General features: G+C 66.7%; 12 protein-coding genes. 6 read left to right on the top strand and 6 right to left on the bottom strand.

From position 1 onward, the window contains the following. Positions 1 to 15 precede the first annotated feature (15 nt). Positions 16 to 369 carry a hypothetical protein gene (locus tag AAFN88_RS07075; RefSeq protein WP_347519360.1) on the bottom strand — a complete coding sequence of 118 codons (354 nt, stop codon included), beginning with the start codon at positions 367 to 369 and terminating at the stop codon, positions 16 to 18. A 171-nt stretch (positions 370 to 540) separates the two neighbouring features. On the opposite strand from AAFN88_RS07075, the gene AAFN88_RS07070 reads away from it, so the two are divergent. The 4 genes from AAFN88_RS07070 (at position 541) to AAFN88_RS07055 (ending at position 5,956) form a co-directional block, all read left to right on the top strand. After that, on the top strand, positions 541 to 1,383 hold the full coding sequence (locus tag AAFN88_RS07070) for a DMT family transporter (RefSeq protein WP_347519359.1): 843 nt from the start codon (positions 541 to 543) through the stop codon (positions 1,381 to 1,383). Between the two features lie 245 nt (positions 1,384 to 1,628). Then, entirely contained in the window at positions 1,629 to 2,651 is a 1,023-nt protein-coding gene (locus tag AAFN88_RS07065; RefSeq protein ID WP_347519357.1) for a putative 2-aminoethylphosphonate ABC transporter substrate-binding protein, read from the top strand. A 163-nt stretch (positions 2,652 to 2,814) separates the two neighbouring features. Beyond that, positions 2,815 to 3,930 carry a putative 2-aminoethylphosphonate ABC transporter ATP-binding protein gene (locus AAFN88_RS07060; RefSeq protein WP_347519354.1) on the top strand — a complete coding sequence of 372 codons (1,116 nt, stop codon included), beginning with the start codon at positions 2,815 to 2,817 and terminating at the stop codon, positions 3,928 to 3,930. Next, positions 3,914 to 5,956: a putative 2-aminoethylphosphonate ABC transporter permease subunit gene (locus AAFN88_RS07055; RefSeq protein WP_347519353.1), complete on the top strand. Its 2,043-nt coding sequence runs from the start codon at positions 3,914 to 3,916 to the stop codon at positions 5,954 to 5,956. Before AAFN88_RS07060 ends, AAFN88_RS07055 begins: the two co-directional genes overlap by 17 nt. Before the next feature lie 71 nt (positions 5,957 to 6,027). On the opposite strand, the gene AAFN88_RS07050 is transcribed toward AAFN88_RS07055, so the two are convergent. Continuing rightward, entirely contained in the window at positions 6,028 to 7,545 is a 1,518-nt protein-coding gene (locus tag AAFN88_RS07050) for an ATP-binding protein (RefSeq protein ID WP_347519352.1), read from the bottom strand. Positions 7,546 to 7,795: 250 nt separating this feature from the next. On the opposite strand from AAFN88_RS07050, the gene AAFN88_RS07045 reads away from it, so the two are divergent. Together AAFN88_RS07045 and AAFN88_RS07040 are read left to right on the top strand one after the other, a co-directional pair. Beyond that, a complete protein-coding gene (locus AAFN88_RS07045) occupies positions 7,796 to 8,530 on the top strand; it encodes a transporter substrate-binding domain-containing protein (RefSeq protein WP_347519351.1) in 735 nt (244 codons plus the stop codon). Positions 8,531 to 8,720: 190 nt separating this feature from the next. Beyond that, a complete protein-coding gene (locus tag AAFN88_RS07040; RefSeq protein ID WP_347519348.1) occupies positions 8,721 to 9,089 on the top strand; it encodes an SPW repeat protein in 369 nt (122 codons plus the stop codon). 24 nt (positions 9,090 to 9,113) lie between these two features. Here the strand turns inward: AAFN88_RS07040 and AAFN88_RS07035 are convergent, their stop codons facing one another. The 4 genes from AAFN88_RS07035 to acsA are packed head-to-tail and all read right to left on the bottom strand — an operon-like array spanning position 9,114 to position 14,308. Next, entirely contained in the window at positions 9,114 to 9,362 is a 249-nt protein-coding gene (locus tag AAFN88_RS07035) for a phosphopantetheine-binding protein (protein WP_347519346.1), read from the bottom strand. Next, positions 9,359 to 10,546, bottom strand: a complete 1,188-nt coding sequence (locus tag AAFN88_RS07030) for a dihydrolipoamide acetyltransferase family protein (protein ID WP_347519345.1) — start codon at positions 10,544 to 10,546, stop codon at positions 9,359 to 9,361. Before AAFN88_RS07030 ends, AAFN88_RS07035 begins: the two co-directional genes overlap by 4 nt. 10 nt (positions 10,547 to 10,556) lie before the next feature. Further along, positions 10,557 to 12,551, bottom strand: coding sequence for a pyruvate dehydrogenase (acetyl-transferring) E1 component subunit alpha (pdhA, locus tag AAFN88_RS07025; RefSeq protein WP_347519343.1), 1,995 nt, complete (start codon positions 12,549 to 12,551; stop codon positions 10,557 to 10,559). Continuing rightward, positions 12,548 to 14,308 carry an acetate--CoA ligase gene (gene acsA, locus AAFN88_RS07020; RefSeq protein ID WP_347519342.1) on the bottom strand — a complete coding sequence of 587 codons (1,761 nt, stop codon included), beginning with the start codon at positions 14,306 to 14,308 and terminating at the stop codon, positions 12,548 to 12,550. The genes pdhA and acsA overlap by 4 nt, the downstream gene beginning before the upstream one ends. Positions 14,309 to 14,361 lie beyond the last annotated feature (53 nt).

Below are 14,361 nucleotides of genomic sequence, written 5' to 3'. Positions count from 1 at the left end.
GCGAAGGATCGGCTTTCAGTGAACGCGCTCCGGCGGAAGCAGAAAGAAGAACAGGACGATGCACATAACGAAGGTCGCAACGGCAGCGAAGAGGCACTTGCGAAAGAACCTGCCTCTCGGCGTCAGCAGGTCGCTGTAAAAGATCACGTTCAATCGATTGAGCAACATCCAGTCTTGGAAGCTGTCCGGCTTGAACCAGTTACGCAGGCTGAAGACCTTCGGATAGGTCCCGGGAACGGCATTGAAGGGAATGCACAGGGCGCTGACAATGATCACAAGCCAGGCGAGCAGAGCGAGTGCAAGAAGCGCGAGAGGCAGCAGTTGCCTGAGCTGCTGCCATATTTGCGGATCAGATATCTGTTCGGTCAAAACGCGCCTCCCCTCGGCGCAACCATTGAGCCAGAAGTGGCAGAGCAATTGAAGAGAATTTTTCTCCGCCTTTCCCGCTTGCCGTGCAGAGGCGCGGGACAGATGTTCAAGCAAGGGGCGGCCGCAGAAGCCGCGCCGAAACGAGTAGACGAAAAGAAGCTAGGGTTTTGATTGTCTGAGTTCGCTGTTGCGCTGGTCTTGAGCGCGGCGGTGCTGCACGCCACCTGGAACGCCATCGTCAAGGGCACCCGGGCGCGTGCCCTGGTGCTGGCCGCGGTGGCCGGCACCCACGGCACCGTCGGCCTCATCATGCTGCTGTGGTTCGAGACTCCGCAGCCGGCCTCCTGGCCCTACATCGCCGCCTCGGCGACGACCCATTACGGCTACTACTATTTCCTGTCGATGGCCTACAAGTGGGGCGACCTCTCGCGGGTCTACCCCATCTCGCGCGGCATCGCGCCGCTGCTGGTCTCCCTCGGCGCGCTGATCTTCGCCGGCGAGCAGCTTTCGGCCTTCGGCTGGGGCGGCGTCGCCCTGGTCTCGCTCGGTATCTGCCTGCTCGCCTTCTTCTCCAAGGGCCCCAGCGTGCCCGACCCGCGCTCGACCCTGGCCGCCGTCGCCACCGGCCTGATCATCGCCAGCTACAGCGTGATCGACGGCATCGGCGTGCGGCTCTCCGCCAGCCCCTTCGGCTACATCGGCTGGCTGTTCTTCACCGAGTTCCTGGTCACCCTCTTCGTCCTGGTCCGCCTGAAGCCGCGCCTCACTCCGGAGGTGCGCGCCACCCTGCGCGTCGGCTACCTGGGCGGCCTCTGCGCCGTGGCCGCTTATGCCCTGGTCATCTATGCCAACACCCTGGCGCCGCTGGGCATGGTCTCGGCCCTGCGCGAGTCGAGTGTCATCATCGCAGCTCTCTTCGGGGTTGTCATATTCCGCGAACGCCCCTGGATCAGCCGCCTCGCCGCCGCAGTCACGGTGGGCGCGGGAGTCCTGGTGTTGACGCTGACCCGCTGAGAAATCCATATATCAGTGAAATCTTTTATTTCATAAAAATAATAGATTTCCTCTATTGTAGCCATCCGATCACACTAACGATCGGAAACCGACACGGCCGCCGGGGGCCCGCAAGCGGCAGCCCAAGAGGTGGCGGCACCATGAAGCCGGCGGTCAGGGGGAAACGCCCGAAGAGACGACAGACTGCCAAGGAAAACCGGTTTGAAAACCGGATGTTCGGCTAGCAACAGGGAGCACAGACAATCATGGCATTTCGGAAAACTCTGCTGACCGCGGCCGCGGCCAGCCTCCTGGTCGCGGCGGCCGCGAAAGCGGAAGTCGAGCTCACGGTCTATACGGCCGTCGAGGCGGAAGACCTGAAGCGCTACGCGGAGACCTTCAACCAGGACCACCCGGACATCAAGATCAACTGGGTCCGCGATTCGACCGGCATCGTCACGGCCAAGCTGCTGGCCGAGAAGAACAATCCGCAGGCCGACGTGGTCTGGGGCCTGGCGGCCACCTCGCTGCTGCTGCTGAAGACCGAGGGCATGCTGGAACCCTATGCGCCCAAGGGCGTCGAGAAGCTGGACAAGAAGTTCGTCGACAAGAGCACTCCGCCGGCCTGGGTCGGCATGGACGCCTGGGTGGCCTCGGTCTGCTTCAACACCGTCGAGGGCGAGAAGCTGGGCCTGCCGGTGCCCAAGACCTGGAAGGACCTGACCAAGCCGGTCTACAAGGGCCACGTCATCATGCCGAACCCGAATTCCTCGGGCACCGGCTTCCTGGACGTTTCCTCCTGGCTGCAGCTGTTCGGCGAGAAGGGCGGCTGGGAGTACATGGACGCGCTGCACGAGAACATCGCGCGCTACACCCACTCCGGCTCGGCCCCCTGCAAGCTGGCGGCCGCGGGCGAGATTCCCATCGGCGTATCCTTCGCCTTCCGCGGCGCCAAGTCCAAGGCCGCGGGCGCACCGCTGGAGATCGTCGTCCCCGAGGAAGGCGTCGGCTGGGACATGGAAGCCACGGCCATCGTCGCCGGTACCGCCAAGCTGGAGGCCGCCAAGACCCTGGTCGACTGGTCGATCTCCAAGAAGGCCAACGAGATGTACAACACCGGCTATGCCGTGGTCGCCATGCCGGGCGTGGCCAAGCCGGTCGAGTTCTTCCCGGAGAACCTGGTCGACAAGATGATCGACAACGACTTCGAGTTCGCCGCCAACAACCGTGCGGCGATCCTGGAAGAGTGGCAGAAGCGCTACGATTCGAAGTCCGATCCCAAAGGCTGATCCCGGTTTGAATCCCCTGGAGAGGGCGCCGCTTGCGGCGCCCTCTTCCGCTTCAACGCCCCCTCCCGCATACTGACCGCAAGGCCCGCGGGGGCCGGCGCGCAGCGCGCCGGGCGAAAGACGGGCGGCGAAGCAGCCAATTCGAGCAAGGCGAGGCGTTTACTTGTCCAGCTATCTGCGCATCCGCAATCTGTTTAAGAACTTCGGGGACTTCACGGCCCTGAAGGACATCTCCCTGGACATCGAAGAGGGGGAATTCGTCTGCTTCCTGGGGCCCTCCGGCTGCGGCAAGACCACCTTGCTGCGCGCCGTCGCGGGGCTGGACCTGCAGAGCTACGGCAGCGTCGAGCAGGCCGGGCGCGACATCTCCGACCTGCCGGTCACCCAGCGCGACTTCGGCATCGTCTTCCAGTCCTATGCCCTCTTCCCCAACCTGACCATCGAGCGCAACATCGCCTTCGGCCTGGAGAACCTCGGCAAGCCCAAGGCCGAGGTCGCCGCCCGGGTCACCGAACTGCTGGACTTGGTGAACCTGGCCGACCAGCGCAAGAAATACCCGGCGCAGCTCTCCGGCGGCCAGCAGCAGCGCATCGCCCTGGCCCGCGCCATCGCCACCTCCCCCGGCCTCTTGTTGCTCGATGAGCCCTTGTCTGCCCTGGACGCCAAGGTGCGCGTGCACCTGCGCCACCAGATCAAGGAGCTGCAGCGGAAGCTGGGCGTCACCACCATTATGGTCACCCACGACCAGGAGGAGGCGCTGGCCATGGCCGACCGCATCGTGGTGATGAACCATGGCGTCATCGAGCAGGTCGGCAGCCCGACGGAGATCTACCGCGCGCCGCGCTCGCTCTTCGTCGCCGACTTCATCGGCGAAACCAACCAGATCCACTCGACCGTCACGGAGCCGGGCTGCCTGGCCCTCGGCCGTACGCGCCTGAAAGGCCAGACCGGCGAGCTGGCCTCCGGCCAGAAGGTCGTCGCCACCATCCGTCCGGAAGACATCGTTCCGCACGAGCCGGCCTTCCGCGAGGCCGAGGACGACCACAGCCTGCTGGAAGTGACCGTGGGCGAGATGGAGTTCCTCGGCTCCTTCTGGCGCTCGCGCCTCACCGGGGCGGCGCTGGACGACGAGGTGCTCTACGCCGACTTTTCCATCAACGCGGTACGGCGCCTGTCGATCGGCGAAGGCAAGACCCTGACCATCGAGCTGCCGCCCTCGCGCCTCATCGCCTTTGCCGCGGGAGAGAGTGCCGGAGAGAGCCATGGCGAGCACGTCTGAGGCGGTGGCGGCCGGCCGGCCGCCCAAGACGAAGCCCGTCAAACCCAGGCCCGTCAAACCCAGGCTGGGGCGCGACGACCTGATCATGCGCGGTTTCATGGCGGTAATCGCCCTCTACCTGGTGATCGCCATCGCCCTGCCGCTTTACGCCATGCTGTCGAAGTCCTTCTCCACCTACAGCTTCGACCTCACGGCCTACGAGTTCCAGGTCAGCGACGAAGCGGGCGCCTTCGCCGGCCCGCCGGTCAGCGCCGCCGCCCTGAACGACGAACTGCAGGCCGTGCCGCCGGAGGACCTGTCCACCTCCAACGACGGACGCCTGCCGGCGACCTCCTTCTTCCCGGACTTCAGCTTCCGCAGCCCGGTCATGTACAAGATCCGGGGCACCCACGACGACGCGGTCTATCTGGTCGGGACCGAGCGCTTTGCCGGCACCCAATGGAAGGAGGTGGACTCCAACACCTTCCGCCGGGTCATGCTGCGCCCGTCGCGCGACATCGGCTTCGCTAATTACGCGACCTACTTCTCGACGCCGGCGCTGTTCCAGTCCATCGAGAACTCGGTCTTCATCGCGGCGCTCAGCACCCTCATCACGGTGACGCTGGCCTTCGGCTTCGCCTATGCGCTGAACCGCAGTTGCATGCGCTTCAAGGGCTTTTTCCGCCTGGTCGCGCTGGCGCCCATCCTGGTGCCCTCGCTGCTGCCCGGCATCGGCCTGGTCTACCTCTTCGGCAACCAGGGCATGATCAAGGGGCTGCTGCTGGGCGAACCGATCTATGGGCCCATCGGCATTCTCATCGGGTCGGTCTTCTTCACCTTCCCCCACGCCATGATCATCATCACCACGGCGCTGGCGATTTCCGACGCGCGCCTCTACGAGGCCGCCGAATGCCTCAAGGCCAGCCGCTGGAAGATCTTCTGGACCGTCACCGTGCCCGGCGCGCGCTACGGCCTGATTTCGGCCGCCTTCGTGGTCTTCAATCTGGTGATCACCGACTTCGGCCTGCCCAAGGTCATCGGCGGGCAGTACAACATGCTGGCGGTCGACATCTACAAGCAGGTCATCGGCCAGCAGAACTTCGAGATGGGCGCCGTGGTCTCGGTGGTGCTGCTCATGCCGGCGCTCATCGCCTTCGCCGTCGACCGCCAGGTGCAGAAGAAACAGGTCGCCCTGCTCTCGGCCCGCTCGGTGCCCTACCAGCCCAAGCCCAACCCGCGCTTCGACTGGCTGGCCTTCGCCTACTGCGGGCTCATCGCCGTCTTCATCCTCGGCCTGCTGGCGGTCTGCCAGTTCGCCGCCTTGGTCAAGTTCTGGCCTTACGACCTGAGCCTCAGCCTCAAGAACTACGCCTTCGACCTGATGGACGGCGGCGGCTGGGATTCCTACTACAACTCCATCCAGATGGCGCTGCTGACCGCGGTGGCCGGCACGGCGGTAGTCTTCGTCGGGGCCTACATGGTGGAGAAGACCAAGGGCTTCGAGGCCGGGCGCTCGCTGTTCCAGCTTCTGGCCATGCTGCCCATGGCGATCCCCGGCATGGTGCTGGGGCTGGCCTACATCTTCTTCTTCAACAATCCGGCCAATCCCCTGAACTTCCTCTACGGCACCATGGCGATCCTGGTGATCTGCACGGTGACCCACTTCTACACCGTCTCGCACCTGACCGCGGTAACGGCGCTGAAGCAGATGGACCGGGAGTTCGAATCCGTCGCCGCCTCGCTGAAGCAGCCCTTCACCAAGCTGTTCCGGGTGGTGACCGTGCCGGTCTGCCTGCCGACCATCCTCGACATCTCGATCTATCTCTTCGTCAACGCCATGACCACGGTCTCGGCGGTGATCTTCCTCTATTCGCCGTCCACCACTCTGGCCTCGGTCGCTGTCCTCAACATGAACGACGCCGGCGACATCGCCCCGGCGGCGGCCATGGGCATGATGATCTTCTACACCAACGCCGGGGCGCGCCTGCTCCACCTGGCCATCTCCAAGGGCGTGCTGAAGCGCACCCAAGCGTGGCGGTTCAGGTAGAGGCCTGGCGCTTCAGATAGAGATCCGGCGCTTGTACCAGGGAGTTGGCGCGCGCCCCGGAAGCAGGGGCTTCAGGCGGTGCGGCGGGCGTCGGTGGCGCGCTCGGCCGGGAAGGCGATGGTGACGGTGGTGCCCTCGCCGGCCCGGCTCTCGATCTCCAGGGTGCCGCCGAAGAGGCGCATGAAGTTGTCGCAGAGATGCAGGCCCAGGCCGGTGCCGGCGTGCTCGCGCGCGCGGGCGTTGTGGGCCTGCTCGAAGGGGCGCAAGGCCTTGGCCACGCCCTCCTCGGTCATGCCCATGCCGTTGTCGGCGACGGAGGCCAGGATGCGTCCCCGGCTGTCGGTCCAGGCGCTGACCTCGATGCGGCCGCCCTGCGGCGTGAACTTCACCGCATTGGACAGCAGGTTGTTGAAGATCTGCGTGACCACGCGCTTGTCGCCCCACAACGCCGGCAGGTCGGGGGCGACCGTCGAGGACAGGACTTGCCCGCCGGCCTCGGCGGCCGCGGCCACCTGCCGGATACAGCTCTGGATGAGGGCGTCCAGGTCCACGTTCTCCTCGGCCAGTTCGTACTTGCCGGCCTCGACCTTGGAAATGTCGAGCAGGTCGTTGATCAAGGCGATCAGCAGGCTACCGCTGTGGTGGATATCCTCGACGTATTCGTCGTAATGGGCATCGCCCAGCGGTCCGTAAGCGCGGGCGCGCATGATTTCGCTGAAGCCCAGGATCGCGTTCAGCGGCGTGCGCAGGTCGTGGCTCATGTTCGCGAGGAACTCGGTCTTGGCGCGGTTGGCCTCCTCCGCCTGGAAACGCGCGCTCTCCAATTCCGCCGTGCGTTCGGTGACACGCTCTTCCAGGTAGGCGTTGGCGCGGCGCAGGTCGCGCTCGGCCTGTTCGACGCGCAGGCCGTTCAATCGCAGCCGCTCCAGCGCCGCGGCCATACGGCTGAGGTCGTCGTTGTGCCCGCCGGAAGGCACCTCGGTATCCAGGTCACCCTCGCCGATGCGCACCATGGCGTCGGTGATCCGTGATAGGGAGCCGGTGATCAGGTTTACGCCCAGAAACACGACCACCGCCGTGATCACCGCGAGAATCGCCGCGGTCGTCGCATCGGCGCGCACCGTCTTCCAAACCTCCGCCGCTACCCCGGCGGTGGACACCCAAACCAGCAGGGTGCCGACCGCTTCGCCGGTCTCGGCCGTGATCTCGCGGTTGAAGAGCAGGACGCCACCCCTTTCCCCGGACCTCGAATCTTCGGGGCGGAAGCCGTCGATCATGACCTCGGCCAGCTTCTCGCCATCGGTCGACAGGACCCGCGCGCCGGCGATCGACCCCGTCGCCGCCAGGCGCTCCAGGCGTTGCTGGACCATCTCGTAGTCGTAGTCCCACAGCGGGTCGGAGAGGGTGTCGCCAAAAACGCTGGTGAGGATCTGGGATTCGGCCTTCAGCCCGCTCATCAGCCGCGCCGCATGTTCGCGGCCGGAAAGGCCGGTGCCGACCATCGACACGACGACCACCGTCGCCAGCACGGTCAGGACGATGCGGTTGCGGATCGATGTGCCGGTGAGTCTCTTGCTTTTCTGTCGCATGCAGGCCGTTGATCTGAATTCTACAGCACTGCCCAATATCCGGACCGTGACAGACCAAATAAACGTTCCTGCTGGGCAATGAGGCCACCGGACACTAGCCCGTTGTCCTTAAACGAATCTTTACGCAAAGCGACATACTTATACGGTATAGCTTGGGACTCGAGCCAATTAGTTTATTTGTTTATTCTTTTTGTTTATTCGGCCGACCGGCCGTCTTGGCTCGCCCGCTTTTGACTGACGGAGATGCAGGATGCGCCGGGCCATTCGCGGTTTCGCGCCGCCCTTCCTCGCTGCGGCGCTGGCTGCCGCCCTCGCTGCCGGCTCCGCCGGCGCGCAGGACGTGCTGCATCTGACGACCGAGCAGTACGCGCCTTTCAACTTCGACAGCGACGGCGAGATTCTCGGCCTCGGGGCCGATCAGGTGCGCGAGATCATGAAGCGCAGCGGCATCGACTACGACATGGAACTGCTGCCCTGGTCGCGCGCCATCGGCCTGGCCAGGGAAAAGCCGATGACCTGCGTCTTCACCACCGCCCACACGGCGGAGCGCGACACGCAATTCAAATGGGTCGAGCCGCTGCTGATCGAGCGCACCCTGCTGATCCGCGCCGCCGGCTCCGCTATCGAAGCCTCCAGCGTTGCCGAGGCGACGGGCTACCGCACCGGCACGCAGACCGGCGACTACACCGTCGAACTGCTGCGCAACGCCGGCTTCACCGAGATCGACCTGGCGCGCGACCTGGACCTCACCCTGAAGAAGCTGCTGAGCGGCCGCGTCGACCTCATGGCCGTCTCCGAGTCGTTCTTCCGCCGGCTGCAGGGCGAGGGCGTTCCGATCGAGGAAGTCGCCGTGCTCTACGAGCAGATTTTCTCCATCGCCTGTTCGCCCCAGACCCCCGACAAGATCGTCGACCGCATGCAGAGCGCACTGATCGGCATCATCGCCGACGGCACCCAGAGCGAAATCCTCTCCCGCTACCGCTGAACTGCGGAAAAACCGCCGGGGCCGGCCGGAATCGCGGCTGCACAGAAACCTTGCCCGCGCCCCGCGACGGGCCTACTCTTTTAGGCGAAGATGGTGTCCGAGCTCCCGAATATGGGGTGGTCCGGCACCGCCGCCCCCCCTCCTTCCGGACGCTCGAGCGCCCTCAAGACAGCTTGGAAGGAGGTATGTCATGACCACTTCTATAAAACACGGCTGGCTCACCGAGCACCGCGGCTGGGAGGACTTCTGCTCCGCCGGCTGCGGCTTGCTCATCGTTCTCTCGCCGATCCTGGGCACCGGGGATGCCGTTGCGGCCGTGTCCATCAGTGCCGGCCTGGCCGGCGTCCTCATCACCATGCTGGCGCTGCTGGAGGTCATGCAGTTGCAGCGCTGGGAAGAAGTGTTGGAGTTCGCCTGCGGCCTCTGGGTCGTGGTTTCGCCCCTGGTCTTCGGCTACGGCGGGACTCTGCGCCTCGCGCATTTCCTGCTCGGCGCCACGGTCGCGGCGCTGGCACTGCTGGAGCTGTGGCAGGACCGCAAGCGCCGCCTGGAGGGCTAGGCCGTATGACCCAATGAGCGGGGGCTAGCCGCCGCTCTTGGCGCTCAAATAGGCGACGGCGCCGCCGATGGTGATCAGCTTTGCGTAGTCGGCCTCGGGAATGTCGATGCCGGTACGCTTGTGGAGTGCGATGACCAGGTTCAGCAGGTCCATGGAGTCGATGTCCATGGCCTCGCGGATGTCCGCGCCGGGATCGATCTCCGCCGGATCCCACTCGGGGGCGATGTTGCCCAGCTCTTCGAAGAAGACCTGGCGCGCTTCGTCTGGAGTCATAGGGCTTCGGGCTCCTGCAGCAGTCGGTCGATGTCGTTCAGCAAGAGGGCGCCGCGGTGGCCGTCGCTCACCCGGTGGTCGCCGGCCAGGGTGACGGTGACCAGCGGCCGCGGCGCTATCTTACCGTCAACCGCCCCCCCGACGACCGTGGGCCGCTCGGTCACCTTACCGATACCGAGGATGGCGACCTGCGGCGGGTAGATGATGGAGTACATGCCCTCGACGCCGCGCTCGCCCAGGCTGGAGACCGTCACCGTCGGGTCCGCCAGCTCCGAGGAGCGCAGCGTGCCGGCGCGCACCCGCGCCACCAGGTCGCGCATCTTCGCCATGATGGCGTCGAGGCCGAGCGTGTCGGTGTCGTGGACCGCCGGCGCCACCAAGCCGCCGCCGCGAATGGAGACCGCGATGCCGATGTGGACCGCCGCGCTCGGCACGAAGCCGCCCTCGCGATAGAAGCCGTTGAAGGCCTTGTGCTTCTTCAGTGCCAGCGCAACCGCCTTGAGGAACAGCGCGCCCATGAGCAGGCGCTGCGCCGGCTCGCGCGCCGCGTTGGTCGCTTCCAGCCAGGACGTTGCCGCCGCCAGGTCGATATCATGGGACAGGTAGTAGTGCGGGATCTCGCGCTTGGAACGGCTCATGGCCGCGGCAATGGCCCTGCGCATCTCGTCGAGATTCAAGCCGCCGGCTTTCGCTGTTGGCTTCGGCCCGGCTGCCGCGGCGCCCTCCACGTCGGCCAGCACCACCGCGCCGCCGGGGCCGCTGCCCTCGAGGGCGGCGAGGTCGAGGCCGCGTTCGGCGGCCAGTTGCCGCGCCGCCGGAGAGGCGGCGACGCCGCTGGTCCTTGCCGCCTTGGACGCCACGGGCGGCGGGGCCACCGGTAGCGGCAGGGGCGTTGGGGACGCTTCCGGCGCCGGTCTCGGTTTTTCCGCTGGCGGCGCCGCGGCTTCCCCCGCCCCGCGGATGCGCGCCAACGGCGTGCCGACGGGCACAGTCTGGCCGATGTCGACGAGATACTGCTCCAGGACGCCGTCCTGGAAACACTCGATCTCGATGGCGCCCTTCTGGGTTTCGACCACGGCGACGACGTCGCCGCGCTGCACCGCCTCGCCCGGCTGCTTCAGCCACTCGACCAGGGTGCCGGCCTCCATGTCGGAGCCCAGCGAGGGCATGAGGAAGTCGCTCATAATCCCCGCCTCATGACCGATGCAGGGCGCGCCTGGCCGCGGCGGCGATCTGCGGCGGCTGGGGGATGGAGGCCTGCTCCAGGTGCTGCGGATAGGGGATCGGCACCTCGGCGCCGCAGACCCGCTCCAGCGGCGCGTCCAGCGACCAGAAGCAGCACTCGGTGATGCGCGCGGAGATCTCCGCCGCCAGGCTGCCGCTGCGCCAGCCGTCGTCGACGATGACGGCGCGCCGCGTCTTGGCCACGGAGGCGGCGATGGTTTCATCGTCCAGCGGCCTGAGACAGCGCAGGTCGATGACCTCCGCCTCGATGCCCTCGCCCGCCAGGACCTCCGCCGCCGCCAGGGTGCGCCACAGCGCGCCGCCATAGGAAATCAACGTCACGTCCTTGCCGGGGCGGCGCAGCGCCGCCCGCCAGGCGCTCTCCGGCGCCGGCGCCAGACCCGCTTCCTCCGCGGCCTTGCGGTTGTAGAGCATGACGTTCTCGAAGATCAGCACCGGGTCCGGGTCGGCCAGCGCCGGGGCCAGCATGGCCCGCGCGTCGGCCACCGTCGCCGGCGCCAGGATCTTGATGCCGGGGATGTGCGCGAACCAGCCCTCCAGGCTGTGCGAGTGCTGGGCGGCGAGCTGCTTGCCGGCGCCGGTCGCCATGCGAATCACCAGGGGCACGCCGCACTGGCCGCCGGACATGTGGCGCAGGGTCGCCGCAGAATTGAGGATCTGGTCGAGGGCCAGCAGGCTGAAGTTCACGGTCATCACCTCGACGATGGGCCGCAGGCCGTTGACCGCCGCGCCGACGCCGGCCCCGGTGAAGCCGGATTCGGAAAGCGGCGTGTCGCGGATGCGCTCCGGCCCGAAGTCCTGCAGCAGCCCCATGGAGACCGCATAGCAGCCGCCGTAGTGGCCGACGTCCTCGCCCATGAGGAAGACCCGAGGATCCTGGCTCAGCGCCTCGCGCAGGGCCTCGCGCATGGCCTCGCGGTAGGTCATCTCCGGCGGCGGCGCGGCGCCGACGGTGACGGCAGGGTCGCCCCCCTCCTCGGCATAGGTATGGCGCAGCAGCTCTTCGACCGGCTCCCAGGTTCCCGCCTCGGCGAAGTCGACCGAGGCCTGGACCTCCTCGGCGGCCTCCTTCTCCATGGCGTCGAAGTCGCTCTCGTGGGCGATGCCGGTCTCGCGCAGCCAGGTCTGGTAGCGCAGGATCGGGCCCTTGCCCTTCCATTCCTCCACCTCGCCCTTCTCGCGGTAGAGCTGGGCATCGAACATGGAATGGGCGCGGAAGCGGTAGGTGCGGCATTCCAGGAACTGCGGCTTGCCGTCGCGGCGCGCCGCCTCGACGGCGGCCTGGGCCGCGGCCTCCACAGCAACCACGTCCATGCCGTCCACCACCTGGGAAGCGACGCGGTAGCTCTCCGCCTTCTTGTGGATGTCGGTCTCGGACTCCGTCAGGTCGAGAGCCGAGCCCATGGCGTAGAGATTGTTCTCGCAGACGAAGAGCACCGGCAGGTCCCAGAGCGCCGCCAGGTTCAGGCTCTCGTGGAACTCGCCCTCGGCCACCGCGCCCTCGCCGAAGAAGCAGGCGGTGACGCGATCGCGTCCCTGCAGCTTGTCGGCCAGCGCCAGGCCCACCGCAAGCGGCAGGCCGCCGCCGACGATGGCGTTACCGCCATAGAAATTGGCCGCCTTGTCGAAGATGTGCATGGAGCCGCCGCGCCCGCGGCTACATCCCTCCTGCTTGCCGTACATCTCCGCCATGACGCCGTTCATGGAGAGGCCGCGCGCCAGGGCGTGGCCGTGCTCGCGGTAGGTGGCGACGATGGCGTCCTCCGGCTGCAGGGCCTCCATGACGCCCACGGCGTTGGCCTCCTCGCCGATGTAGAGGTGCAGGAAGCCGCGGATCTTTTCCTGAGTGTAGAGCTCGGCGCACTTTTCCTCGAAGCGGCGGATGCGCAGCATCTGCTTCAGCAGATGAAGGGCGTGCGCGCGGCTGAGGCGGGGCTTGGTCATTTCTGCTCGTCGCTTTCAAGGGTCGAGAGATCTCCTTCCGGCAGGCCCAGTTCGCGCGCCTTCAAGAGGCGGCGCATGATCTTGCCGCTGCGCGTCTTCGGCAGGTTGCTGCGGAAGGCGATGTCGCGCGGCGCCACCGCGGGGCCCAGGCGCTTGCGGGCGTGGCCCAGCAGTTCCTTGCGCAGTTCCTCGCTGGGCTCGACCTTCGGCTTCAGGCCGACGAAGGCCTTCACCACCTCGCCCGCCGTCTCGTCGGGGATGCCGATGACGCCGACCTCGGCGACGGCGGGATGCTCCATGAGCGCGCTTTCCACCTCGAAGGGGCCGATCAAGTGTCCGGCCGACTTGATCACGTCGTCGGCGCGCCCGACGAACCAGAAGTAGCCGTCGGAATCGCGCATCGCCAGGTCGCCGGAGAGGTACCAGCCGTCGGCGAAGCACTTCCTGTAGCGCGCTTCCTCGTTCAGGTAGCCGCGCATCATCGAGGGCCAGCCGGGCCGCAAGGCGAGTTCGCCCAGCGCCATGGGCTTGGTGACCTCGGTGACGCCACCCTCGGCCTTGCGCTCGACAATGCCTGCCTCGATCCCCGGCAGGGGCCGCCCCATGGAACCGGGCTTCACGTCCATGGCGGCGTAGTTGGCGATCATGATGCCGCCGGTCTCGGTCTGCCACCAGTTGTCGTGGAAGGGCTTGCCGAAGGTCGCGTTACTCCACACCACCGCCTCGGGGTTCAGCGGCTCGCCGACGCTGGCCAGGAAGCGCAGGCTGGAGAGGTCATAGTTTTCCGCCACTTCCTTGCCGGCGCGCATCAGCATGCGGATCGCCGTCGGCGCCGAGTACCACACCGTCACCTTCTCGTCCTGCAGGGTCCGGTACCAGCGCTCGGCATCGAATTCCGCCTCGTCGACGATCATCGTCGTGCCGTTGGTCAGCGGCGCGATGATGCCGTAGGAAGTGCCGGTCACCCAGCCCGGATCCGCCGTGCACCAGTAGATGTCGTCGGCATGCAGGTCCAGGGCGTAGCGCCCGGTGATGTGGTGCGCCACCACCGCGCCGTGCACGTGGAGGGCGCCCTTGGGTTTGCCGGTGGTGCCGCTTGTGAAGTGCAGCAGGGCGCGGTCTTCCGGCCCGGTCTCTGCGATCGCGAAGTCTTCGGAAGCTTCAGCCATGGCAGCAGCCAGATCGACACAGCCTTCGGGCAGCGGCTTGTCGGTCGTGCGTACCAGCAGCACGTGGTCGAGGTCCGGCAGTTCGCCGCGCCAGGCCGCGACCTTGCGGCTGTAAAGCGCGTCGGTGGTGACCAGCGCCTTGGCGCTGCCGATGGCCATGCGCGCCTTCAAGGGCTCCGGCCCGAAGGCGGAGAACAGCGGCGAGAAGACGCTGCCGTTCTTCAGGATGCCGAGCATCGCCTCGTAAAGTTCCGGGCGCCGGCCCATGAGGCCGAAGACCGCCTCGCCGCGTGCCACGCCCAGCGACTTCAGCACATTGGCGAAGCGGCTGCTGGCCGCCGCCGTTTGTTTGTAGGTAATATCCCGGCGGCCGCCATCCTTGCCCAGCCAGCGGATCGCGACCTTCTCGCCGTCGCCGCGGGCCAGGTGGCGGTCGACTGCCTCGTAGGCGATGTTGAGGCCGCCGCCGGGCAGGCCGTCCAGCTCCGCGCGGGCGCTGTCCCAGGAGAAACTGCCGCAAACGGCGTCATAGTCGCGCAAATTGGCCTGCGCGAGCAGAGCCGGATCCTGCTTGTGGATAATATCCAAAAGGGCCCTCCCGCCGTGATCCTTCGCCGGGTACTTTTCGTCAGGGCCTTCAT

Source organism: Pelagibius sp. CAU 1746, from assembly GCF_039839785.1.
In the GTDB taxonomy this organism is placed as follows: Bacteria; Pseudomonadota; Alphaproteobacteria; order Kiloniellales; family Kiloniellaceae; genus Pelagibius.
Note: the sequence above shows the minus strand (reverse complement) of the source record. Positions and strands in the feature narration are given on the sequence as shown.